Consider the following 24,146-nt stretch of genomic DNA (forward strand, 5'->3'; position numbering starts at 1 on the left):
ATGCCACGTCCTGCTCGCATCAGCCGGCTGCTGCTCTGTGGGACCGCCTTTCTGGGGGGCTGCGTGCAACTGGGCCCGGATTTCCAGTCGCCGGCCCAGCCTTGGGTCGATCACTGGAACAGCCCGGCCCTGGAGCTCGCCGGCCAACAACACGCGCAACCTGACAGCCGCCAATGGTGGCGCGTGTTTAACGACCCGGTGCTGGACCACTTGATGGCCGAAGCCGATGCCCACAACCCCGACCTGCACGTCGCTGGCCTGCGGGTCATGGAGTCGAGAGCGCAATTGGGCATCGCCCTGAGTGGACGCTACCCGCAATTGCAGCAGGCCAGCGCCGATAGCCTGTACCTGAAGCGTCGACAATCGGGCGGTGCCAACCCACAGGACACGCATTTCTGGCAACACAGTGTCGGCTTCGATATCGGCTGGGAGCTGGATTTCTGGGGGCGTTTCAGCCGTGCCATCGAGTCGGCCGACGCGTCCTGGTTTGCCGCCCAGGCCAACTATGAAAATGCCCTGGTGCTCTTGCACGCGCAACTTGCGCAAAACTACTACGCCTTGCGCACCGCCGAAGCACGCCTGGCCATCGCCCGCAGTAACGCCGCCTTGCAAAAACGCAGCTACGAGATCACCGAGCGCCTGTTCAAAAGCGGGGCCGAGGCTGAACTCGACCTGCAACAGGCCAAGACCCAGTACCTGGGGACCCTGAGTACCATCCCGGATTTCGAGAGCCAGGTGGCGAGCTTGCGAAATGCATTGTCCACCCTGATCGGCCAGCCACCCGGCTCCATCCCTGACCTGGATCGCAACACCGGGGTGGTGCCATTGCTCGATACGGCTGTGCTGCAGGATGTACCTGCAAATCTGCTGGTGCGGCGTCCCGATGTTCGTGCGGCCGAACTGCAAGTGGCGGCGCAGTCGGCGTTGATCGGTGTGGCCGAGACCGACTTGTACCCCTCCATCAGCCTGCTGGGCAGCATCGTCTGGTCTGCCAGCTCGCTCAACGGTGCATCCAATACCCTCGACATGGTGGCCGGCCCCAGCCTGCGCTGGGACATCTTCGACCATGGCCGGATCACCAACAACGTCCGCGTGCAGGATGCGCGCTTGCAGCAGTTGATCGTTATCTACCAGGACAGCGTACGCCAGGCTGCACGCGAGGCTGACGATGCCGCGACCGGTTTGATCAAGGCGCTGGAGCGTGACCGGATCCTCAGCGATGCATCGGTGGCCGCCGAACGTTCGGTGACCCTGGCCAATGCCCAGTACCGCGAAGGCTATTCGGATTTCCAGCGTGTGCTGGATGCACAGCGCGCCTTGTTTGCCCAGCAGGATATCTACCTGGTCAACCGTGGCACTGCCGTCAACAGCCTGATCGCCTTGTACAAGGCGCTGGGCGGTGGCTGGTACAGCGACCAGCCGATGATCGACCCGGCCACCCGCCAACAGATGCAACAACGGACCGATTGGGGCGACCTGCTCGACGAACCGAAGGAAAATGCCCATGACTGACAGCCCACAACCGGCCGCCGAGAACACCTCGGCACCCGCCGCCGACCCGGCCAGAAAAGCCATCAACTGGGTAGTACTGCTGATCATCCTGAGCCTGGTCTGGTACCTGATGGCCGACCGTTACACGCCCTACACGCAACAGGCACGGGTGCAGGCCTTCATTGTGCCGGTGGCGGCCGAGGTATCCGGCCGGGTGACCAAGGTGCACGTACGCAACAACCAGGACGTCAAGGCTGGCGAATTGCTGTTTGAAGTCAATCCGGAGCAGTACCAGATTGCCGTCGATCGCGCCCGCGCCGACCTTGAGTCGACCCGTCGCCAGGTGGGCGCCAACACGGCTGGCGTCGACTCCAAGTTAGCGTCCCTGCGCGCATCCCAGGCCAATGAGCTCAAGGCTCGCCAGGATAGCCAGCGGCTTGAACGCCTGTATCGCGAAGACCCGGGCACCATCTCGCTGCGCCGCCTCGAGATCTCCCGCGCCACCCTGGAAGAGTCCATCAGTCAGGTCGCTGCGGCCAAGGCCGAAGTGCAACGGGCGCGGGAACAACAAGGCGGTAACGAAGACGAAAACGCCCAGTTGCTCAGCGCCGCCAGCAACCTCGAAAAAGCCGAGCTGGACTTGAGCAATACCAAAGTCCACGCGCGCTCGGCCGGCCTGATCACCGATTTGCGCACCGATGTCGGCCAGTTCGCCTCCGCCGGTGCACCGGTGATGACCCTGATCGCCATCCACGACGTGTGGATCAGCGCCGACATGACCGAAAACAACCTCGGCAGTGTCCAGCCCGGGACGCCGGTGTCCATTGTCCTCGATGCCCTGCCAGGGAAAATCTACAAAGGCCATGTGCGCAGCGTCGGCTACGGCGTCGATATCGGCCAGACCACCCAGCCGGGCAGCCTGCCGAAGGTGGAGAACAGTCGCGACTGGCTCCGCCCGGCCCAGCGCTTCCCGGTCATCATCGAGTTCGAACCCGGTGAGTTGACCGGTCCACAAGGCATCCGCTCCGGCGGACAGGCCGAAGTCATGGCCTTCCCGAGCGAGGGCAACCCGCTGAATATTCTAGGGCGCGTGTTTCTGCGCCTGATGAGCTGGATGTCCTATGCGTATTGAGCGCCCGGCCCGGGTTCAGCGCGCATTGCGCCTGGGCTTCGGTACGGCGCTGTGCCTGGCGGCGAGCTTCGGTCTGGCCCTGCCCATTCCGTTCCTCGCACCGATGCTGGCTCTGATGATGCTGGCGGCGATGAACCGTCCGTTGCCGTTCAAGGCCAGCCTGGGTCTGATCCTGATCCTGATGTTGACCACCGGGACCGGCCTGCTCCTGATCCCCCTGCTGCGTTACTACCCGTTCAGTGGCGTGTTGCTGGTCGGACTGTGCCTGTTCATGGCTTTCGGTTACGGCCTGCGTGGTGGCAACCCGCTGGTGGCGACTTTCCTGGTGGTGGGCCTGACCTTGATCAGTTCCGCCGGAACCGCTGAATTCGCCCTGGCGCTCGAGGTGATCGTGGCTCTGGTCAAGGGACTGTTCCTGGCCGTCACGACGCTGACCATCAGCCATTGGCTGTTTCCCGACCCCGCCAGCGCCCCACCGGCCAAGCCCGGCCCGAACCTTACGCCCACCGAAAGCAGCTGGCTGGCGCTACGGGCCACGCTGGTGGTGCTGCCGACGTTCCTGCTGGCCATGATCGACCCGGCCAGCTATCTGCCGATCATCATGAAAGCCGTCAGCCTTGGCCAACAGAGCTGCGCAACCAGCGCCCGCAACGCCGGCCAGGAACTGCTCGGCTCGACCCTGCTCGGCGGCCTGATGGCGATCCTTTTCTGGTGCGCGCTGAGCCTGTTCGTGAATCTGTGGATGTTTTTTCTGTGGATGCTGCTGTTCGGTTTGCTGGTGGCCAGAAAACTCTACGGCCTGGCCCAAACCCGACAACCACCAAGTTTCTGGCTCAACAGCCTGGCAACCCTGATCATTCTGCTCGGCCAATCGGTACAGGACAGCGCAGCGGGCAAGGACGTCTACACCGCCTTCGCCATCCGCATGGGGCTGTTCATTCTGGTGACTTTGTATGCCTGTTTGATGGTGTATTTGCTCGACACGCGGCGGCAACGGCGAATTACGCTCTCCTAGAAACGAAAAAACCCCTGAAAAGGGGTTTTTTCGTTGTGGATAACTTATTCCACAGTAACCGACTTCGCCAGGTTGCGCGGCTGGTCGACGTCGGTGCCTTTGAGCACGGCGACGTAGTACGACAGCAGCTGCAGCGGGATGGTGTAGAGGATCGGCGACAGGATGTCGTGGATGTGCGGCATGTGCACCACGTGGGTGCCTTCACCGTTGGTCATGCCGGCCTTCTCGTCAGCGAAGACGATCAACTGGCCACCGCGGGCGCGGACTTCCTGGAGGTTGGACTTCAACTTCTCCAGCAGCTCGTTGTTCGGCGCCACGGTCACCACGGGCATGTCGTTATCCACAAGCGCCAACGGGCCGTGTTTCAGCTCGCCGGCCGGGTAGGCTTCGGCGTGGATGTAGGAGATTTCCTTGAGCTTGAGTGCGCCTTCCATCGCTACCGGGAACTGCGCGCCGCGACCGAGGAACAGCGTGTGGTTTTTCTCGGCGAACAGCTCGGAGATTTTTTCCACAGTGCTGTCCATGGCCAGCGCCTCGCCCAGGCGGGTTGGCAAACGACGCAGTTCTTCGACCAAGGTCGCTTCTACGTCTTTGGCCAAGGTGCCACGAACCTGGCCCAGAGAAAGCGTCAGCAACAACAGGCCGACCAATTGCGTGGTGAAGGCTTTGGTCGAGGCCACGCCGATTTCGCGGCCGGCCTGGGTCAACAGGGTCAGGTCGGACTCACGCACCAGCGAGCTGATGCCGACGTTGCAGATCGCCAGGCTGGCGAGGAAGCCCAGTTCCTTGGCGTTGCGCAGAGCGGCCAGGGTGTCGGCGGTTTCGCCGGACTGGGAAATGGTCACGAACAAGGTGTCGGGCTGCACCACCACCTTGCGGTAGCGGAATTCGCTGGCGACTTCGACCTGGCAAGGAATGCCGGCCAGCTCTTCGAGCCAGTAACGCGCGACCATGCCGGCGTGGTAACTGGTGCCGCACGCGACGATCTGTACATTGCGCACTTTGGCAAACAGCTCGGCCGCCTGCGGACCGAATGCTTGTACCAGCACCTGGTTCTGGCTCAGGCGACCTTCCAGGGTGCGCTGCACCACGGACGGTTGCTCGTGGATTTCCTTGAGCATGAAGTGGCGGAACTCGCCCTTTTCAGCGGCTTCGGCACCGTCGCGATATTGCACGGCTTCGCGCTCGACAGCCTTGCCGTCAACGTCCCAGATCTGCACGCTGTCGCGGCGGATTTCGGCGATATCGCCTTCTTCCAGGTACATGAAGCGGTCAGTGACCTGACGCAGGGCCAACTGGTCGGAGGCCAGGAAGTTTTCCCCAAGGCCCAGGCCGATCACCAGCGGACTGCCGCTGCGGGCCGCGACCAGACGATCAGGTTGCTTGGCGCTGATCACTGCCAGGCCGTAAGCACCGTGCAGTTCTTTGACAGTTGCCTTGAGGGCCACGGTCAGGTCGCTCAGATCCTTGAGTTTGTGGTTCAGCAGGTGGGCGATGACTTCGGTATCGGTGTCCGAGGTGAACACATAACCCAGGGCCTTTAGTTGTTCGCGCAGGGCTTCGTGGTTTTCGATGATGCCGTTGTGCACCACCGCCAGGTCACCGGAGAAATGCGGGTGGGCATTGCGCTCGCACGGTGCGCCGTGGGTAGCCCAGCGGGTGTGGGCGATGCCCAGGCGACCGACCAGCGGCTCGGTGGTCAATGCCTGCTCCAGCTCACTGACCTTGCCCGGACGACGTAGACGCTCGAGTTTTTCATCGTTGGTGTAGACCGCCACGCCAGCGCTGTCATACCCACGGTATTCGAGGCGTTTCAGGCCTTCGACGAGGATGGCGGTGATGTTACGTTCTGCGACTGCGCCGACAATTCCACACATGCTATTTCTCCTGACTGACAGCCGCGCATATCAAATTGATGCCGCGGGCCTGAATCTGATCGCGAGCCTCAAGCGGCAGGCGTTCATCGGTAATAAGGGTATGGACGCTGCTCCAGGGCAGCTCCAGGTTGGGAATCTTGCGGCCGATCTTGTCGGCCTCCACCATCACGACGACTTCACGGGCGACTTCGGCCATGACCCGGCTCAGTCCAAGCAGTTCGTTGAAGGTGGTTGTACCGCGAACCAGATCGATGCCATCGGCACCGATAAACAGCTGGTCGAAGTCATAGGAGCGTAGTACCTGCTCGGCAACCTGCCCCTGGAAGGACTCGGAGTGCGGGTCCCAGGTGCCACCGGTCATCAACAGCACCGGTTCGTGCTCAAGTTCGCTCAAGGCATTGGCAACATGCAGCGAGTTGGTCATCACCACCAAGCCAGGTTGTTGGCCGAGTTCCGGGATCATGGAGGCGGTGGTACTGCCACTGTCGATAATGATGCGCGCATGCTCGCGAATCCGCGCTACGGCGGCACGGGCGATGGCTTGTTTGTACTTGGAAACCGGCTGACCAAGGTCGGCCACCAGTTCCTGAGGCATGGTGATCGCCCCGCCGTAACGGCGCAGCAACAGACCATTGCTTTCAAGTGCCGCCAGATCCTTGCGAATCGTAACTTCCGACGTTTCGAAGCGCTTGGCCAACTCATCCACACTGACTTCGCCCTGCTCAGTGAGCAAGGCGAGGATGTTGTGGCGACGCTGAGGTGTATTGCGCTTTGACATGAGTTGATAAGTTTCGATTCGAAAGATAACGGAAGCAATCAAAACCTATCGGCGAAATTTCGTCAAGCGCGGAGTGATGAAAAGACCTGTGGATAACTTGTAGGAGCGAGCTTGCTCGCGATGGGCGTGAACGATAAAGCATTCTTTCTGGAAAAATGCGCCGCTCTTGAAATCATCGCGAGCAAGCTCGCTCCTACAAGGAGGGTTGTGGATAACTCAGCCCTTCTTGACCTTCTCCGGCCGCTTCCAGCCATCGATGTTCTTCTGGCGAGCACGCCCGATGGCCAGCTGGGATTTATCCACAGTCGAAGTAATGGTCGAGCCAGCCGCTGTGGTCGCGCCGTCGAGGATTTCCACAGGCGCCACCAACGAGTTGTTGGAGCCAATGAACACGTCTTCGCCCAACACGGTTTTCCACTTGTTGACGCCGTCGTAGTTGCAGGTAATGGTGCCGGCACCAATATTGGTGCGCGCGCCCACTTCGGCATCGCCCAGATAAGTCAGGTGACCGGCCTTGGCGCCTTCGCCCAGGTGCGCGTTTTTCAATTCGACGAAGTTACCCACATGCGCGCGGGCTTCCAGCACGGTGCCTGGACGCAGACGAGCGAACGGGCCGGCGTCGCTGCCTTCACCCAGGATGGCACCTTCGATATGGCTGTTGGCCTTGATGACCACGCCTTTGCGCAGGGTGCTGTCCTTGATCACGCAGTTCGGGCCGATCACCACATCGTCTTCGATGACCACCTTGCCTTCGAGAATTACGTTGATGTCGATCAGCACATCGCGGCCGACCGTGATTTCACCGCGGATATCGAAACGCGCCGGGTCGCGCAGCGTCACACCTTGAGCCATCAAACGACGACCGGCGCGCAATTGATAATGCCGTTCCAGTTCGGAAAGCTGCTTGCGATCGTTGGCGCCCTGCACTTCCATGGCGTCGTGCGGTTGCTCGGTGGCCACTACCAGACCATCGCTCACGGCCATGGCAATGATGTCGGTCAGGTAGTACTCGCCCTGGGCGTTGTTATTGGAGAGACGGCTCATCCAGTCGCCAAGACGGGCAAAAGGCAGCGCCAGAATGCCGGTATTGCCTTCGGTGATTTTGCGCTCGGCTTCATTGGCATCTTTCTGCTCGACAATGGCCGTGACCTTGCGCTGCTCATCACGAACAATGCGGCCGTAACCGGTCGGGTCATCCAGCTCGACAGTCAGCAAGCCCAATTGCTCTGGCCCCACCTGCTTGAGCAGACGTTGCAGGGTATCGACTTCGATCAACGGCACATCGCCATAAAGCACCAGAACGGTGTCGGACTGAATGAACGGCACGGCTTGAGCAACGGCGTGACCGGTACCCAGCTGCTTATCCTGCAGGACGAAGTTCAGATCATCAGCCGCCAGGCGTTCGCGCACGGCATCGGCACCGTGGCCGATCACCACGTGGATGCGCTGTGGATCAAGTTGCCGGGCGCTGTGGATAACATGGCCGAGCATGGAGTTGCCGGCAATCGGGTGCAAAACTTTCGGCAAAGCTGAACGCATACGCGTGCCTTGGCCAGCAGCGAGAATAACGATTTCAAGTGACATGACTGGCTACCAATCCTGGGTGGTCAGCGGCTGCGACCAGGTTGTAAAAATCGGAAAAGAAAAAAGGGTAGCCGAGGCTACCCTTTTTAATCAATCGCACAACAAGCGCAACCTTAGTGGCCGAACTTCTTGCGGATCTGCTGGACGGTGCGCAGCTGAGCTGCAGCCTCGGCCAGACGTGCGGCAGCAGAACCGTAATCGAATTCAGCGCCACGTTCATGCAAGGCCTTCTCGGCAGCCTTAACGGCTTCCTGAGCGGAGGCTTCATCCAGATCGGCAGCACGTTGCACGGTGTCGGCAAGTACCTTGACCATGTTCGGCTGAACCTCGAGGAAACCACCGGAGATGTAATACACCTCCTCTTCCCCGCCCTGCTTGACCAGGCGGATCGGACCTGGCTTCAGATTAGTGATCAGCGGCGCGTGACCCAAGGCGATACCAAGATCACCCAGTGCACCGTGCGCAATCACCATCTCGACCAGACCGGAAAAGATTTCCCCTTCCGCGCTGACGATATCGCAATGGACTGTCATAGCCATCTGATTGCCTCAACCTAAATTAGCGCCCGTTGCCGGGCGCCGGGATTACAGTTTCTTGGCTTTCTCGATCGCTTCTTCGATGCCGCCAACCATGTAGAACGCTTGTTCTGGCAGGTGGTCGTAGTCACCGTTGAGGATGCCTTTGAAGCCAGCAATGGTGTCTTTCAGGGAAACGTATTTACCCGATGCACCGGTGAAGACTTCAGCCACGAAGAACGGCTGCGACAAGAAGCGCTGGATCTTACGAGCACGGTTTACCAACTGCTTGTCGGCTTCCGACAGCTCGTCCATACCCAGGATCGCAATGATGTCCTTCAGTTCTTTGTAACGCTGCAGCACGTACTGAACACCGCGAGCGGTTTCGTAGTGGTCGTTGCCGATCACGTTCGGGTCCAGCTGACGCGAAGTCGAGTCCAGTGGGTCTACCGCCGGGTAGATACCCAGGGAAGCGATGTCACGGGACAGAACGACGGTGGCGTCCAAGTGGGCGAAGGTGGTCGCTGGCGACGGGTCGGTCAAGTCGTCCGCTGGTACGTATACCGCCTGGATCGAAGTAATCGAACCTTGCTTGGTCGAAGTGATGCGCTCTTGCAGCACGCCCATCTCTTCAGCCAGGGTCGGCTGGTAACCTACTGCCGAAGGCATACGGCCCAGCAGTGCGGATACTTCAGTACCGGCCAGGGTGTAACGATAGATGTTGTCGACGAACAGCAGAACGTCGTTACCTTCGTCACGGAACTTCTCGGCCATGGTCAGGCCGGTCAGTGCTACGCGCAGACGGTTTCCCGGCGGCTCGTTCATCTGACCGTAAACCAGTGCCACTTTGTCCAGAACGTTGGAGTCCTTCATCTCGTGGTAGAAGTCGTTACCCTCACGAGTACGCTCACCCACACCGGCGAACACGGAATAACCGCTGTGCTCGATGGCGATGTTACGGATCAGTTCCATCATGTTTACGGTCTTGCCTACACCGGCACCACCGAACAGACCGACTTTACCGCCCTTGGCGAACGGGCAAACCAGGTCGATAACCTTGATGCCTGTTTCCAGCAGCTCGTTGCCACCGGCTTGTTCAGCGAAGGTTGGCGCAGGACGGTGAATGCCCCAGCGCTCTTCTTCGCCGATCGGGCCAGCTTCGTCGATCGGGTTGCCCAGTACGTCCATGATCCGGCCCAGGGTCGCTTTACCGACCGGTACGGAGATGGCTGCGCCAGTGTTGTTGACGTCCAGACCGCGCTTCAAGCCTTCGGTGGAGCCCATCGCAATGGTACGAACCACGCCGTCGCCCAGCTGCTGCTGAACTTCCAGAGTGGTTTCGGCGCCTTGAACTTTCAAGGCGTCGTAGATGCTCGGTACGCTGTCGCGTGGGAATTCCACGTCGATAACGGCGCCGATGATTTGAACGATACGTCCGCTACTCATAGCTGGATCCTCTGAATATTTGAACCGTTAAACCGCGGCAGCGCCGCCGACGATTTCCGAGATCTCTTGGGTGATCGCAGCCTGACGCGCCTTGTTGTAGACCAGCTGCAAATCGCTGATCAAATCACCGGCGTTGTCGGTAGCGTTCTTCATCGCGATCATCCGCGCAGCTTGTTCAGCCGCGTTGTTCTCGACCACCGCCTGGTAGACCTGCGACTCCACGTAACGGACCATCAAGCCGTCGAGCAGCTCCTTGGCATCCGGTTCGTAGAGATAGTCCCAGTGGTGCTTGAGTTCTTGATCCGGGGTTGCCACCAGTGGAATCAACTGCTCCACGGTAGGCTGTTGCGTCATGGTGTTGATGAACTTGTTGGATACCACGGACAGGCGGTCAATACGGCCGTCCAGGTAGGCATCCAGCATCACCTTGACGCTGCCGATCAGATCATTGATCGACGGCTCTTCACCCAGGTGGCTGATAGCTGCAACGACGTTACCGCCGAAGTTGCGGAAGAAAGCCGCACCCTTGCTACCAACTACACACAGATCGATCTCGACGCCGTTTTCGCGGTTTACCGCCATGTCCTTGACCAAAGCCTTGAACAGGTTGGTGTTCAAGCCACCACACAGACCACGGTCACTGCTCACTACGACATAACCGACACGCTTTACTTCACGGTCGATCATGAACGGGTGGCGATATTCCGGGTTAGCGTTGGCCAGATGGCCAATAACCTGGCGGATGCGCTCCGCATAAGGACGGCTAGCAGCCATGCGCATTTGTGCCTTGCGCATTTTGCTGACCGCCACTTTTTCCATGGCGCTGGTAATCTTTTGCGTGCTTTTGATGCTCGCAATCTTACTGCGAATCTCTTTTGCGCCTGCCATGTAACACCTATCAGGTTAGCAAGCGGGAGCCGCTAGGCTCCCGCTGCGGCTTACCAGGTTTGGGTGGCCTTGAACTTCTCGATACCGGCTTTCAGGCCGCCATCGATTTCGTCATTGAAGTCACCCTTCACGTTGATCTTCGCCATCAAGTCGGCGTGATCGCGGTTGAAGTAAGCAATCAGCGCTTGTTCGAAGCTGCCGATCTTGGCGATTTCAACGTCGGTCAGGAACCCACGCTCAGCGGCATACAGCGACAGCGACATGTCGGCGATCGACATTGGCGCGTATTGCTTCTGCTTCATCAGCTCGGTAACGCGCTGACCATGCTCAAGTTGCTTACGGGTCGCTTCGTCCAGGTCAGAAGCGAACTGGGCGAATGCCGCCAGTTCACGGTACTGAGCCAGAGCGGTACGGATACCACCGGACAGCTTCTTGATGATCTTGGTCTGAGCGGCACCACCTACACGGGATACCGAAACACCGGCGTTCACTGCAGGGCGGATGCCCGAGTTGAACATGGCCGATTCCAGGAAGATCTGACCGTCGGTGATGGAAATCACGTTGGTCGGAACGAACGCGGAAACGTCGCCAGCCTGGGTTTCGATGATCGGCAGTGCGGTCAGGGAACCGGTTTTGCCGGTCACTGCGCCGTTGGTGAACTTCTCTACGTACTCTTCCGAAACGCGGGATGCGCGCTCCAGCAGACGGGAGTGGAGATAGAACACGTCGCCTGGGTAAGCTTCACGGCCTGGTGGACGGCGCAGCAGCAGGGAAATCTGGCGGTAAGCCACTGCTTGCTTGGACAGATCGTCATAAACGATCAGCGCGTCTTCACCGCGGTCGCGGAAGTATTCGCCCATGGTGCAACCGGAGTACGGAGCCAGGAACTGCAGTGCTGCAGATTCCGAAGCGCTCGCAGCTACGATGATGGTGTTAGCCAGTGCACCGTTTTCTTCCAGCTTGCGAACAACGTTGGCGATGGTCGATTGTTTCTGACCGATCGCTACGTAGACGCAGAAAATGCCGCTGTCTTTCTGGTTGATGATCGCGTCGATCGCCAGAGCGGTTTTACCGATCTGACGGTCACCGATGATCAGCTCACGCTGGCCACGGCCGACAGGGATCATGGCATCGACAGCCTTGTAGCCAGTCTGTACAGGCTGGTCTACCGACTTACGCCAGATCACGCCTGGAGCAACTTTCTCGACCGCGTCGGTCTCGGTGTTGTTCAGCGGACCTTTGCCGTCAACTGGGTTACCCAGTGCGTCGACTACGCGACCCAGCAGTTCCTTACCAACCGGAACTTCCAGGATGCGGCCAGTGCACTTGGCGCTCATGCCTTCAGCCAGAGTCTGGTATGCGCCCAATACAACGGCACCTACAGAGTCTTGCTCAAGGTTGAGGGCCATGCCGAAGACGCCGCCCGGAAACTCGATCATCTCGCCGTACATTACGTCGGCCAGACCGTGAATCCGCACGATGCCGTCAGATACGCTGACGACAGTGCCTTCGTTACGGGCTTGGGAGGTCACATCGAGCTTGTCGATGCGGCCCTTGATAATTTCACTTATTTCGGAAGGATTGAGTTGCTGCATTGCTCTGCTGCCCCTTCAAACTCAAGATTTCAATGCTTCGGCAAGTTTCGCGATTTTTCCGCGAATCGAGCCATCGATAACCAGGTCGCCGGCGCGGATGACAACACCCCCAATAAGGGATGAATCTTCCTCGACTTGCAGGCGCACTTCCCGGTTGAGTCGTGCACTGAGAACCTTGGCGAGTTTGTCTTGCTGTTCTTGGTTCAATGCGAAGGCACTGGTCACTTCAACGTCTACCGATTTCTCTTGTTCGGCCTTGTACAGGTCGAACAGAGCGGCGATCTCCGGCAACAGCGGGAGACGGTCGTTTTCGGCAACGACGTGAATGAAGTTCTGTGCCTTTACATCAAACTTGTCGCCGCACACGTCAATGAACGTGGCGGCCTTTTCTGCGCTCGTCAGTCGCGGGGCCTTGAGCACGCGCTGCATGGTGTCGTCTTGCGACACCGCTGCTGCCAGGCCGAGCATGGCTGACCAATTGGCCAGTTGCTGGTGGGCCTGAGCGTGCTCGAAGGCCGCCTTAGCGTAAGGTCGGGCCAACGTGGTCAGTTCTGCCATGATCGCCCTCGCTTAGATTTCAGCAGCCAGTTGGTTAACCAGCTCTGCGTGCGCGTTTTGATCGATTGCTTTGCCCAGGATCTTCGAAGCACCGCCAACGGCCAGGCTACCCACTTGGGCGCGCAGCGCGTCTTTGACGCTGTTCAGTTCCTGTTCGATCTCGGCCTGAGCCTGAGCCTTCACACGGTCAGCTTCGACGCGAGCCTGTTCACGGGCTTCGTCGACAATCTGGGTACCGCGTTTCTTGGCTTGCTCGATGATTTCAGCTGCCTGAGCTTTCGCTTCGCGCAGTTGCTGACCCGCTTTTTCTTGGGCCAACTCCAGGTCGCGAGCTGCTCGGCTGGCAGCGTCCAGACCATCAGCGATCTTCTTTTGACGTTCGTGCAGAGCCGTGATGACCGGAGGCCATACGAACTTCATGCAGAACAGTACAAAAATCAGGAACGCAACGGACTGGCCAATCAGGGTCGCATTAATGTTCACGCCAACACCTCGCAGTTACGTTGTCCATCACACCAAATTACCCGGAAGATCCGAGTAATTAGCCAGCGATCTGACCAACGAACGGGTTCGCAAAGGTGAAGAACAGAGCGATACCAACACCGATCATGGTTACGGCGTCGAGCAGACCGGCAACGATGAACATTTTAACTTGCAGCATTGGAACCATTTCTGGCTGACGCGCTGCGCCTTCCAGAAACTTGCCGCCCAGCAGGCCGAAACCAATTGCGGTACCCAGTGCGCCCAGGCCGATCAACAGTGCAACAGCGATAGCGGTTAGACCAACTACAGTTTCCATCTTTCCTCCCGACTTTTACGTCGTATGGTTTAGGTTTTTTAATTTAAAGCGGTAAAACAAATCGTTTCAGAGGCCCCGTGAAGAGCCCCTTCCCGTTTGACGGGGAAGGACATCAGACTAGTCGAGACTGGTCTTAATGGTTTTCTTCGTGCGCCATCGACAGGTAGACGATGGTCAACATCATGAAGATGAACGCCTGCAGGGTGATGATCAGGATGTGGAACACAGCCCACGCCCACTGCAGAACGACGCCCAGGCCGCTGAGCCAGAGCAGACCGCTGCCGAACATCACAGCAATCAGAATGAAGACCAGTTCGCCGGCATACATGTTGCCGAACAGACGCAGAGCCAGAGAGATCGGCTTGGCGATCAGGGTCACGAATTCCAGCAGGAAGTTCACCGGGATCAGCAGGGCCTGAACGAAGATGTTCTTGCTGCCGAAAGGGTGCAGGGTCAGCTCGCCGATGAAACCGCCGAGGCCCTTGACCTTGATGCTGTAGAAGATGATCAGTGCGAAAACCGAGAACGCCATGCCCAGGGTCGCGTTCGGGTCGGTAGTCGACACGGCACGGAACGGGATATGCGCATCGCCGGAGATCAGGATGGCCAGTTGAGGAATCCAGTCGACCGGTACCAGGTCGACGGCGTTCATCAGGAACACCCAGACGAAGATGGTCAGTGCCAGCGGTGCAATCACCGGGCTACGGCCATGGAAGCTGTCTTTCACGCTGCCATCGACGAATTCGACCAGTACTTCAACGAAGTTCTGCAAAGCACCAGGCTGACCCGAGGTCGCTTTCTTTGCCGCCATGCGGAAAAGAAGAACGAAGATCAGACCCAATGCGACCGACCAGCCGAGTGTATCGACGTGGAAAGCCCAGAAGCCCATTTCCTTGGCTTCTGCTGCGGTGTGGGCAAAGCCCCAGCCGCCGGTAGGGTGCTGACCGAAGGTCAGGTTCTGCAAGTGGTGCTGGATATAGCCCGAAGCGGTTGTTTCTGCCATGGTTGCCTCAAACGCCCTAAGGTCTCGAAAGTCTTGTTCTCATCAGCAGGGGAGCGAACCAGCTGACTGACTGAGTCAGCACGAAGACGCCGAATACTGCAATCGGCGCCAATGGCTTCACACCTGCAAACACCAGTGCAAACAGCACTGCCGTCAAAATCAGTTTGCCTGCCTCGCCGGCATAAAAAGACCGGACGATGGACTGGGCTGCTCGGGCGCCGGAAAACCGAAATGCCCTGTGAGCGAAATAAACATTGGGCAGCAAGGCTATCAGGCCTCCGCAAAGTCCCGAGTACCCGGCAACGACTCCCCGCCATTGCCAGAGCGCCAAAGCAGCAATGAGCAAAACGACAAATTGAGCCATTAACACCGGAAAAACTGCCAGGCGATGGAAGGGCAAGCGGTTTGGCGTGCGGGTTTCCATCACTTTTACTCTCCAATGGTCGGCTGCCAGAATTCAATAACTTGGCATAATTTGTGCCGACAAAATGCGCGCAGAGTATAGGGGCGCTTCTGCCCCTATTCAACTGTCAGGTAGTGATTTCCGACTGCGCGCTACATGAGGAAATGTTTCAGCGTATATGTGCAAGTACGCCTTGAAGCTCATCCAGGGAGTTGTAGCCAATCACCAACTGCCCCTTACCCTTCTTGCCGTGGCGGATCTGCACCGCAGAGCCTAGGCGCTCGGCCAGGCGCTGTTCGAGGCGGGCGATATCCGGGTCCGGTTTTTGGGGTTCCACAGGCTCCGGTTTGCCACTCAACCACTGGCGAACCAGTGCCTCAGTCTGGCGCACGGTCAGCCCGCGTGCGACAACATGTCGCGCCCCTTCAACCTGTTGATTTTCCGGTAAACCGAGCAAAGCACGAGCATGACCCATTTCCAGGTCGCCGTGGGACAGCATGGTCTTGATGACTTCCGGCAAGGAAATCAGGCGCAGCAGGTTAGCCACGGTCACCCGGGACTTGCCCACGGCCTCGGCCACCTGTTGCTGGGTCAGCTGGAACTCCTGCTGCAAACGCTGCAGGGCCACCGCCTCTTCAATCGGGTTCAGGTCTTCGCGCTGGATGTTCTCGATCAGGGCGATGGCGATCGCGGTTTCATCGGGTACATCGCGAACCATCGCCGGGATGGTTTCCTGCCCGGCCTGCTGGCTGGCACGCCAGCGACGTTCGCCAGCAATGATTTCAAAACGACCGCTGCCGATCGGGCGAACCACGATGGGCTGCATGACGCCCTGGGCCCTGATCGACTGCGCCAGTTCTTCCAGCGCCTGCGGGTCCATGTCACGACGCGGCTGGTATTTGCCGCGCTGGAGCAGATCCAGGGGAAGGTGTTGCAGCTCACGCTGATCGGCTTGCGCCGCTTGTTCTTCCAGCGAGCTGACAGTCGGACCACTCAACAGAGCATCCAGTCCACGTCCGAGACCTCGTTTCTTGACGGCCATGGGGATTCCTTAAGTTGCCTGAGCGGCGGCGATGCGTGAGTTTTTGCGTTGACGACGAACCATTTCGCCCGCCAATGCCAGATAGGCAACGGCACCTCGCGACGCTTTGTCGTACGCCAGCGCCGGCATGCCGTAGCTTGGCGCTTCGGCCAGACGGATGTTGCGCGGAATGACGGTGTCGTAGAGCTGTTCGCCGAAGTGTTCCTTGAGCTGCGCCGAGACATCGTTCATCAGACTCAGGCGCGGGTCGTACATCGTCCGCAGCAGGCCTTCGACCTTGAGGTTCGGATTGAGCAGTTCAGCGATACGCTTGATGTTATCCACAAGGTCGCTCAAGCCTTCGAGTGCAAAGTACTCGCACTGCATGGGGATAATGACCCCATCGGCGGCAACCAGTGCGTTCAAGGTCAGCATCGACAGCGACGGCGGGCAGTCGATCAGGATGTAATCGTAGTTTTCCCGGATCGGCGCCAGCGCGCTGCGCAGACGGCTTTCCTTCATCTGCATTTCCAGCAGCACCACTTCGGCCGCGGTCAGGTCGCGGTTGGCCGGCAACAACTGGTAACCACCGTGTTCGGAGAAGTGCATGGCCTGGGCCAGGTCGCACTCACCGATCAACAGGTCGTAGACCGAGTTTTCCAGGCCATGTTTATCCACACCGCTACCCATGGTGGCGTTGCCCTGTGGATCGAGGTCGATCAACAGCACCCGGCGCTTGGTCGCGACCAGGGATGCTGCGAGGTTGATGCAGGTGGTGGTTTTGCCCACGCCACCTTTTTGGTTCGCTATCGCGAATACCTTAGCCATTCTTGCTTGTGTTCCCAATCATGCCGTGCGGCGCAGTATCAGCAGATGGCGTTGGCCTTGGCAACCAGGTACGGCCAGGGCGTGTTCGCTATCGAGGTGGAAGTCTGCCGGCAATGCTACCAGCTCATCGGCCGGATGAACGCCCTTCATTGCCAGCCAGCGTGTTTCGCTATCGCCGAGGTGGCGAGTCCAGTTGCTGAAGTTTTCCATGCTGCTGAACGCCCGGGAAATGATCCCGTTGAAGGGCTGGGCAGGCTGGAACGCTTCGACGCGACTGTGGATAACTTGCAGGTTATCCAGTTTGAGTTCGAGTTTGACCTGGGTCAGGAAGCGGGTTTTCTTGCCGTTGCTGTCCAGGCACGTCACCTGGGACTCGGGAAACAGGATAGCCAGCGGAATGCCGGGCATGCCGCCGCCACTGCCAACGTCGAGCCAGCGTCCGTTTTCGATGAATGACATCACGCTCAGACTGTCGAGCAGATGACGGGAGACCATTTCGTCCGGATCACGCACGGCGGTGAGGTTGTAAGCCTTGTTCCATTTGATCAACAGGGCCAGATAATCCAGCAGTTGCGCGTGCTGGGTTTCTGTCAGCGTGACGCCAAGCTGGCGGGCACCTGTGGATAACTCTTCTGCATGTTGCGAAGTGACCAACGAACTCAAGCGCTTTGCTCCAACTGACGGCCCGCGCCGCGTTTTTTCAAATGAATCATCAACAGCGAAATGGCTGCCGGCGTTACGCCCGGGATACGCGAGGCCTGGCCCAAGGTTTCAGGGCGGATCGCACCGAGCTTGCTCTGGATCTCTTTGGAGAGACCGGAAATATTCGTGTAATCGATATCCACAGGTAATTTGGTGTCTTCGCTGGCGCGCAGGCGGGCGATTTCATCCTGTTGACGATCGATGTAGCCGGCGTACTTGGTCTTGATTTCGACCTGTTCGGCGACTTGTGGATCTTCTGCGCCACCTCCGGTCACGGCGATCAGACCAGCGTAGTCGATTTCCGGACGGCTCAAGAGATTCAGCAGGTTGTATTCGTGGGTCAGCGGCGTGCCGAATTTTTCGGCAATCGCATCGCCCTGTTCGGTGCCCGGGCGAACCCAGGTGCTTTTCAGACGCTGCTCTTCCAGTTCGATGCTTTCGCGTTTTTTGCAGAAAGCCGCCCAACGCACGTCATCCACCAGGCCCAGTTCGCGACCTTTTTCGGTCAAGCGCAGGTCGGCGTTGTCTTCGCGCAGGATCAAACGGTATTCGGCGCGGGAGGTGAACATCCGGTACGGCTCTTGGGTGCCGAGGGTAATCAGGTCGTCGACCAACACGCCGATATAGGCCTCGTCGCGACGCGGGCACCAGGCATCTTTGCCCTGCGCGCGCAGTGCCGCGTTGGTTCCGGCGAGCAAACCCTGGGCGCCGGCTTCTTCGTAACCGGTCGTGCCGTTGATTTGCCCGGCGAAGAACAGGCCGCCGATCACTTTGGTTTCCAGGCTGTACTTCAGGTCGCGCGGATCGAAGTAGTCGTACTCGATGGCGTAGCCCGGGCGCACGATGTGTGCGTTTTCCATGCCGCGGATCGATTGCACGATCTGCAATTGCACATCGAACGGCAAGGATGTGGATATCCCGTTCGGGTACAGCTCGTTCGTGGTCAAACCTTCCGGTTCGATGAAGACCTGGTGGCTTTCCTTGTCGGCAAAGCGATGAATCTTGTCTTCGATCGACGGGCAGTAACGCGGACCGATGCCTTCGATCTCGCCTGCATCGGAATACATCGGCGAACGGTCGAGGTTCGCCGCAATGATCTCGTGGGTACGGGCGTTGGTATGAGTAATCCAGCAACTGATCTGCCGTGGATGCTGCTCTTTGGAACCCATGAACGACATCACCGGGATCGGCGTATCGCCGGCCTGCTCGGTCATCACCGAGAAATCCACAGAACGGGCGTCGATACGCGGCGGCGTACCTGTCTTCAGGCGACCGACCCGCAAAGGCAATTCACGTAGACGGTGAGCCAGGGCAATCGACGGAGGATCACCGGCACGGCCGCCGGAGAAATTCTGCAAACCAATGTGGATAAGTCCACCGAGGAAGGTGCCTGTGGTCAAAACCACCGAGTCGGCGAGGAAACGCAGGCCCATCTGGGTCACTACGCCGCGCACTTGTTCCTGCTCGACGATCAGGTCATCAGCGGCCTGTTGAAATATCCACAGGTTCGGCTGGTTTTCCAGGATTTCGCGGACAGCGGCCTTGTACAGAACCCGGTCGGCCTGTGCACGGGTTGCACGCACGGCCGGGCCTTTGCGGCTGTTCAACACACGAAACTGGATGCCGCCTTTATCGGTAGCCATGGCCATCGCGCCGCCGAGGGCGTCGATTTCCTTGACCAGGTGGCTTTTGCCGATCCCGCCAATGGCCGGGTTGCAACTCATGGCACCGAGGGTTTCCACGTTATGCGTCAGCAAAAGGGTTTTCACCCCCATACGTGCTGAGGCCAGTGCTGCCTCGGTACCGGCATGACCGCCGCCGATGACGATCACTTCAAAACGGGAAGGGAAATCCACCACGCACCTCGTGCCTGCTTAAGTAGGTAATTCAGGAATAGTTTGAGCTCAGGTTTTCGGACCTGGTCGACAAGTATAGGGACTTCGCCCTTCCTAAAGAACCCTTTGCACAAAATTTAACCAGCTGTGGAAAAGTCGGAGTTATAGAAATTAAAAAGAGAGAAATTTATTAAATCTTTGTTTTTATGTTTATTTCTATGCACCTGCCTTTCTGTGGATAGATCTCTACAGGCCTTTATTTTCAATATGTACAGCGATTCAAAACCCTGTGTTCATGTGCCAATGAGGCCCTTGGATAACCGGTGTAAGCCTGTGGATGAAAGGGGTGGTTATCCACAGAGGCGGTTATGTTCAGTTTTCAGGCCCTGTTATCAACTGACCTTAGCGGCGGTTATTCACAGGGCTTAATCCACAGAAAAGTGTCGTTTGCCCGAAATTCAGGCACGAGAATTCCGCTCAAGCAGGCAAAGTCCGCTCGGCACTGGAGGGTTTATTCAGAAAAAGAGAGAGCAGACAGGCACGAACGGCCTGTCTGTGAATACCAGGAGGGCTACTTGCCGATACAGAAGCTGGAGAAAATTCGCCCCAACAGATCGTCAGAGCTGAAGGCGCCGGTGATTTCTCCCAGCGACTGCTGAGCCTGGCGCAGATCTTCGGCCAACAACTCGCCAGCACCGGCCAGGGTCAACTGGGCACGACCATGCTCAAGGGCAGCACTGGCATGACGTAGCGCTTCCAGGTGTCGCCGGCGAGCACTGAAGCTGCTTTCGGACGTTTGCTCGTAGCCCATGCAGGCCTTGAGGTGATCACGCAGCAGCTCCAGACCGACACCTCCGGACCTGGCGCTCAGGCTGATGGTGACGTGGCCGTCGTCGCTGATCTCCATGGCAATGGCTTCGCCCGTAAGGTCGGCCTTGTTGCGGATCAGGGTAACTTTCGCGGGATCGGGACGGGTTTCGAGAAATTCCGGCCACAGTGCGAACGGATCGATGGCTTCCGGCGCGGTGGCATCGACCACCAGCAGTACCCGATCCGCTTCACCGATGGCTTTCAAGGCACGTTCCACGCCGATTTTTTCCACATGGTCATCGGTATCGCGCAGACCGGCGGTATCCACCACATGCAGCGGCATGCCATCGATGTGGATATGTTCACGAAGTACGTCCCGGGTGGTGCCGGCAATTTCAGTCACGATCGCTGCTTCGCGCCCGGCCAGTGCATTGAGCAGGCTGGATTTACCGGCATTCGGACGACCGGCAATGACCACTGTCATGCCGTCTCGCAGCAAGGCACCCTGCCCGGCTTCACGCATGACAGTGGATAACTCGTCGCGCACTTTGTCGAGCATGCTCAGGACATGGCCATCGGCGAGGAAGTCGATTTCCTCTTCCGGGAAATCGATGGCCGCTTCGACGTAGATGCGCAGGCCGATCAGTTGCTCGGTGAGGTTATGCACACGTGACGAGAAAGCACCTTGCAGGGAGCGCAACGCATTTCGCGCAGCCTGGGCAGAACTGGCTTCAATCAGGTCGGCAATGGCCTCGGCCTGGGCCAGGTCAAGCTTGTCGTTGAGGAACGCACGCTCGCTGAATTCCCCCGGCCGGGCAAGCCGGCAACCCAGTTCCAGGCAGCGCTTGAGCAACATATCCAGAACAATCGGGCCACCATGTCCCTGGAGTTCCAGCACATCTTCCCCGGTAAACGAGTTTGGCCCCGGAAAATACAGCGCGATGCCCTGGTCCAGTACCTCGTCGTGTTCACCGAAAAAGGGACCGTAGTGGGCAAATCGCGGTTTGAGATCACGACCACTGAAAGCCTTGGCCGCAACGCTGGCCAACGGCCCGGAGATACGCACGATGCCTACACCGCCACGACCTTGAGCGGTGGCGACGGCGGCGATGGTTTCACGAGGAACGCTCATAAACCGGTATCCAGACAAAAGTGACAGATAGCAAAACGCCCCACTAGGGGGCGTCTTGAGTGGTTATCCACAGTGTAAATCAGGCAGCTGCTTTGGCAGCCGCTTCGATCTTACGAGTGATGTACCACTGTTGGGCGATCGACAATACGTTGTTCACTACCCAGTACAGCACCAGACCCGCCGGGAACCACAGGAAGAAGAAGGTGAAGATGATTGGCATCATTTTCATGACCTTCGCCTGCATCGGATCCGGAGGAGTCGGGTTCAACTGCTGCTGGATGAACATGGTTGCACCCATGATGATCGGCAGAATGAAGAACGGATCCTTGATCGACAGGTCAGTAATCCACAGCATGAACGGCGCCTGGCGCATTTCAACGCTTTCCAGCAGAACCCAGTACAGCGAGAGGAAAACCGGCATCTGCACGAGGATTGGCAAGCAACCACCCAGCGGATTGATCTTTTCTTTCTTGTACAGCTCCATCATGGCTTGCGACATTTTCTGCCGGTCATCGCCATGTTGCTCTTTCAGCGCGGCCAGTTTCGGTGCCACTGCACGCATGCGCGCCATGGATTTGTAGCTGGCGGCCGAGAGCGGGAAGAAAATCCCCTTGATCAGCATGGTCAGAAAGATGATCGACCAGCCCCAGTTACCGACCAGCGCGTGGATATGTTGCAGCAACCAGAAGATTGGCTGGGCAATGAACCACAGAATGCCGTAGTCGACGGTCAGTTCCAGACCTGGGGACAACTCTTTCAGCACGGCCTGGCTTTTCGGGCCGGCGTACAGAACAGCGCTGGTCTCGGCCTTGGCGCCCGGGGCAACACTCATCGATGGGCCGGTGTAGCCGATGATGTAGTTGCCTTTGCTGTCTTTTCGGGTCTGGACGACGTTGTTTTCGCCCTTGGCCGGAATCCATGCGGTCACGAAGTAGTGCTGCAACCAGGCAACCCAACCGCCAGTGACGGTTTCTTTCACCGGCGCCTTGTCCATGTCCTTCATGGACACTTTCTTGTACGGCTCCGAACTTGTCCACAGGGCGGCGCCCAGGTAAGTCGCGGTGCCGGTCGCCGTGGTCGACGAAGGATCGGCGCTGGCGTCACGCTTCAACTGGGCGAACATCGCACCGGTCCAGGGCTGGGCGCTCTGGTTGTCGATCAGGTAGGAAACGGTTACGTCATACAGGCCGCGTTTCAGGGTGAAACGCTTGATGTAGTTGACGCCGTCCTTGCTGAACTTCAGGTCCACGACCAATTGGTCCTGACCGTCAGCCAGCTGATAAACCTTCTTCTCCGAGGAATAAACCGGACGACCGGCCGGATTTGCATCCGGACCGTTGGTGCCGATCAGACCGCTTTGTGCCAGATAAGTACGTTCGCCGCCGTTATCGAACAGCTGGAACGGAATTTCCGGGTGATCCTGACGACGCGGATACAGCGGCAGGGTCAACTGGGCAACATCACCACCTTGTGGGTCGATAGCCAGGTCCAGTACATCCGTTTTGATCTGGATGAGGTCCTTGCTCACAGCCACCGGTGTTTCGGCAGGTGCGCTGGTGTCGCTAGCAGCACGTGGAATGTCGTCACTGGCGGAAGCGTTGGAGCCAGATGCCGTATCCGGCAGGCCCGATGCAGTCGTATTGGTGGCAACATTCTGAGTCGGCAGGGCAGCCTGGCCATAGTCCTGGTTCCATTTAAGAACCATAACGTAGGACACGATTGCCAGGGCGACGATCAGGATCGTGCGTTTGATATCCATGATTACTCGGCCATCGAAGAAGAACGGGAGGTAGGGATAGGTGGAACCGGGTCATAACCACCGGGATTCCACGGATGACAGCGACCTAAACGACGAAAGGTCAGCCAGCCACCGCGAAGAAGGCCATGATTTTCGATGGCTTCTAACGCGTAGCAGGAACAACTGGGGTAGAAACGACAGTGACTGGCCATCAGGGGACTAATGGCATAGCGATAAAACTGGATCGGAACGAGTGCCAGTTTACGCATCTGGACTGTCTACCCCTACAGTTTCGGTTTTGACTGCTGGTACCGGCGAACTGCGAGCCAGGCGTTTCCAGAGTTTTCCGAAATGCTGAATCAATTCGGGGTTTTCTACGTCACCCAAACCTTTGCGCGCGACGATAACAATGTCCCAGCCGACCAGTGAATCCTGGTTCAGACGAAACGATTCGCGCATCAGACGTTTGAGGCGATTGCGCTCGACGGAGAGCTTTACGCTCTTTTTCCCGATAACCAACCCGAGACGGGGGTGATCAAGATCGTTGTTGCGCGCAAGGAGCAGGAGATTTTTCCCCGGAACCTTGCCGGTAGGGGAGTCAAAGACTGCCTTGAAATGCCGGGGAGTAAGCAGACGCTTTTCCCGACTGAAGTCCTGACTCACCTCCAGTGCCGGCTTATCAAACTGCCAGACGCGCACGACCTTTGGCGCGACGACGCGACAGTACGGCACGACCGTTCTTGGTAGCCATGCGAGCACGGAAACCGTGGGTACGAGCGCGTTTGATAGTGCTTGGTTGGAAAGTACGTTTCATTGTCGTGTTACCTGGTTCGTCCACAACGGGCCGGAATGGCCCCCGTTTTAAGAGACCGGGGATTCTAGAGAAAGCAAGCCTTCAGGTCAATTTCCAACCAGCGTTTCCTTATAAATAGATCTCCAGGCGTTTTGCGCTGAACGAACCGCGGGTAAATATAAAAATAAGAAAGGAAAGTATTT

24 protein-coding genes are annotated in these 24,146 nt (G+C 58.3%); 3 read left to right on the plus strand and 21 right to left on the minus strand.

From position 1 onward, the window contains the following. The 3 genes from PPUTUW4_RS27470 to PPUTUW4_RS27480 are packed head-to-tail and all read left to right on the plus strand — an operon-like array spanning position 1 to position 3,638. Positions 1-1,512 (plus strand): TolC family protein, encoded by a 1,512-nt coding sequence (locus PPUTUW4_RS27470; protein ID WP_015097438.1) that lies wholly within the window; start codon positions 1-3, stop codon positions 1,510-1,512. Next, positions 1,505-2,623, plus strand: coding sequence for an HlyD family secretion protein (locus PPUTUW4_RS27475; RefSeq protein ID WP_015097439.1), 1,119 nt, complete (start codon positions 1,505-1,507; stop codon positions 2,621-2,623). Before PPUTUW4_RS27470 ends, PPUTUW4_RS27475 begins: the two co-directional genes overlap by 8 nt. After that, a complete protein-coding gene (locus PPUTUW4_RS27480) occupies positions 2,613-3,638 on the plus strand; it encodes a DUF2955 domain-containing protein (RefSeq protein WP_015097440.1) in 1,026 nt (341 codons plus the stop codon). The genes PPUTUW4_RS27475 and PPUTUW4_RS27480 overlap by 11 nt, the downstream gene beginning before the upstream one ends. A 44-nt stretch (positions 3,639-3,682) precedes the next feature. Here PPUTUW4_RS27480 and glmS read toward each other — a convergent pair whose 3' ends face one another. The 21 genes from glmS to rpmH all read right to left on the minus strand — a co-directional run bounded on the left by glmS (position 3,683) and on the right by rpmH (position 23,964). Beyond that, entirely contained in the window at positions 3,683-5,515 is a 1,833-nt protein-coding gene (glmS, locus tag PPUTUW4_RS27485; RefSeq protein ID WP_015097441.1) for a glutamine--fructose-6-phosphate transaminase (isomerizing), read from the minus strand. Between the two features lies 1 nt (position 5,516). After that, on the minus strand, positions 5,517-6,293 hold the full coding sequence (locus PPUTUW4_RS27490) for a DeoR family transcriptional regulator (RefSeq protein WP_007969913.1): 777 nt from the start codon (positions 6,291-6,293) through the stop codon (positions 5,517-5,519). Positions 6,294-6,509: 216 nt separating this feature from the next. Next, positions 6,510-7,877 (minus strand): bifunctional UDP-N-acetylglucosamine diphosphorylase/glucosamine-1-phosphate N-acetyltransferase GlmU, encoded by a 1,368-nt coding sequence (gene glmU / locus PPUTUW4_RS27495; protein ID WP_015097442.1) that lies wholly within the window; start codon positions 7,875-7,877, stop codon positions 6,510-6,512. Positions 7,878-7,990: 113 nt separating this feature from the next. Further along, complete coding sequence (locus PPUTUW4_RS27500) at positions 7,991-8,416, minus strand: F0F1 ATP synthase subunit epsilon (protein WP_007969909.1); 426 nt, start codon at positions 8,414-8,416, stop codon at positions 7,991-7,993. 45 nt (positions 8,417-8,461) lie between these two features. Further along, positions 8,462-9,838 carry a F0F1 ATP synthase subunit beta gene (gene atpD, locus PPUTUW4_RS27505; protein ID WP_007969907.1) on the minus strand — a complete coding sequence of 459 codons (1,377 nt, stop codon included), beginning with the start codon at positions 9,836-9,838 and terminating at the stop codon, positions 8,462-8,464. Positions 9,839-9,865: 27 nt separating this feature from the next. Further along, entirely contained in the window at positions 9,866-10,726 is an 861-nt protein-coding gene (gene atpG, locus PPUTUW4_RS27510) for a F0F1 ATP synthase subunit gamma (RefSeq protein WP_007934344.1), read from the minus strand. Between the two features lie 50 nt (positions 10,727-10,776). Beyond that, positions 10,777-12,321, minus strand: a complete 1,545-nt coding sequence (gene atpA / locus PPUTUW4_RS27515) for a F0F1 ATP synthase subunit alpha (RefSeq protein ID WP_007969905.1) — start codon at positions 12,319-12,321, stop codon at positions 10,777-10,779. 21 nt (positions 12,322-12,342) lie between these two features. Beyond that, entirely contained in the window at positions 12,343-12,879 is a 537-nt protein-coding gene (locus PPUTUW4_RS27520; protein ID WP_007969904.1) for a F0F1 ATP synthase subunit delta, read from the minus strand. A gap of 12 nt (positions 12,880-12,891) precedes the next feature. Next, complete coding sequence (locus PPUTUW4_RS27525) at positions 12,892-13,362, minus strand: F0F1 ATP synthase subunit B (RefSeq protein WP_007969903.1); 471 nt, start codon at positions 13,360-13,362, stop codon at positions 12,892-12,894. Between the two features lie 58 nt (positions 13,363-13,420). Continuing rightward, entirely contained in the window at positions 13,421-13,678 is a 258-nt protein-coding gene (atpE, locus tag PPUTUW4_RS27530; protein ID WP_003097235.1) for a F0F1 ATP synthase subunit C, read from the minus strand. A 133-nt stretch (positions 13,679-13,811) separates the two neighbouring features. Then, the gene (gene atpB / locus PPUTUW4_RS27535) at positions 13,812-14,681 is read right to left on the minus strand and encodes a F0F1 ATP synthase subunit A (RefSeq protein ID WP_015097443.1); all 870 of its coding nucleotides are present in this window, start codon (positions 14,679-14,681) and stop codon (positions 13,812-13,814) included. 16 nt (positions 14,682-14,697) lie between these two features. Next, on the minus strand, positions 14,698-15,105 hold the full coding sequence (locus PPUTUW4_RS27540; RefSeq protein ID WP_007969901.1) for a F0F1 ATP synthase subunit I: 408 nt from the start codon (positions 15,103-15,105) through the stop codon (positions 14,698-14,700). Positions 15,106-15,253: 148 nt separating this feature from the next. Then, positions 15,254-16,126: a ParB/RepB/Spo0J family partition protein gene (locus PPUTUW4_RS27545; RefSeq protein ID WP_007969899.1), complete on the minus strand. Its 873-nt coding sequence runs from the start codon at positions 16,124-16,126 to the stop codon at positions 15,254-15,256. 9 nt (positions 16,127-16,135) lie between these two features. Next, positions 16,136-16,933, minus strand: a complete 798-nt coding sequence (locus tag PPUTUW4_RS27550) for a ParA family protein (protein ID WP_007969897.1) — start codon at positions 16,931-16,933, stop codon at positions 16,136-16,138. An 18-nt stretch (positions 16,934-16,951) separates the two neighbouring features. Beyond that, the gene (gene rsmG, locus PPUTUW4_RS27555) at positions 16,952-17,596 is read right to left on the minus strand and encodes a 16S rRNA (guanine(527)-N(7))-methyltransferase RsmG (protein ID WP_015097444.1); all 645 of its coding nucleotides are present in this window, start codon (positions 17,594-17,596) and stop codon (positions 16,952-16,954) included. After that, the gene (gene mnmG, locus PPUTUW4_RS27560; RefSeq protein ID WP_015097445.1) at positions 17,593-19,491 is read right to left on the minus strand and encodes a tRNA uridine-5-carboxymethylaminomethyl(34) synthesis enzyme MnmG; all 1,899 of its coding nucleotides are present in this window, start codon (positions 19,489-19,491) and stop codon (positions 17,593-17,595) included. The genes rsmG and mnmG overlap by 4 nt, the downstream gene beginning before the upstream one ends. A 550-nt stretch (positions 19,492-20,041) precedes the next feature. Continuing rightward, a complete protein-coding gene (gene mnmE, locus PPUTUW4_RS27565) occupies positions 20,042-21,412 on the minus strand; it encodes a tRNA uridine-5-carboxymethylaminomethyl(34) synthesis GTPase MnmE (RefSeq protein WP_015097446.1) in 1,371 nt (456 codons plus the stop codon). 79 nt (positions 21,413-21,491) lie between these two features. Further along, positions 21,492-23,171, minus strand: a complete 1,680-nt coding sequence (gene yidC / locus PPUTUW4_RS27570) for a membrane protein insertase YidC (protein ID WP_015097447.1) — start codon at positions 23,169-23,171, stop codon at positions 21,492-21,494. 2 nt (positions 23,172-23,173) lie between these two features. Then, on the minus strand, positions 23,174-23,419 hold the full coding sequence (yidD, locus tag PPUTUW4_RS28570; protein WP_010207715.1) for a membrane protein insertion efficiency factor YidD: 246 nt from the start codon (positions 23,417-23,419) through the stop codon (positions 23,174-23,176). Continuing rightward, the gene (rnpA, locus tag PPUTUW4_RS27575) at positions 23,412-23,813 is read right to left on the minus strand and encodes a ribonuclease P protein component (protein WP_015097448.1); all 402 of its coding nucleotides are present in this window, start codon (positions 23,811-23,813) and stop codon (positions 23,412-23,414) included. The genes yidD and rnpA overlap by 8 nt, the downstream gene beginning before the upstream one ends. A 16-nt stretch (positions 23,814-23,829) precedes the next feature. Then, positions 23,830-23,964: a 50S ribosomal protein L34 gene (rpmH, locus tag PPUTUW4_RS28575; RefSeq protein WP_003213577.1), complete on the minus strand. Its 135-nt coding sequence runs from the start codon at positions 23,962-23,964 to the stop codon at positions 23,830-23,832. Positions 23,965-24,146 lie beyond the last annotated feature (182 nt).

The sequence above is a fragment of the Pseudomonas sp. UW4 genome, from assembly GCF_000316175.1.
Lineage (GTDB): Bacteria > Pseudomonadota > Gammaproteobacteria > Pseudomonadales > Pseudomonadaceae > Aquipseudomonas > Aquipseudomonas laurylsulfatiphila.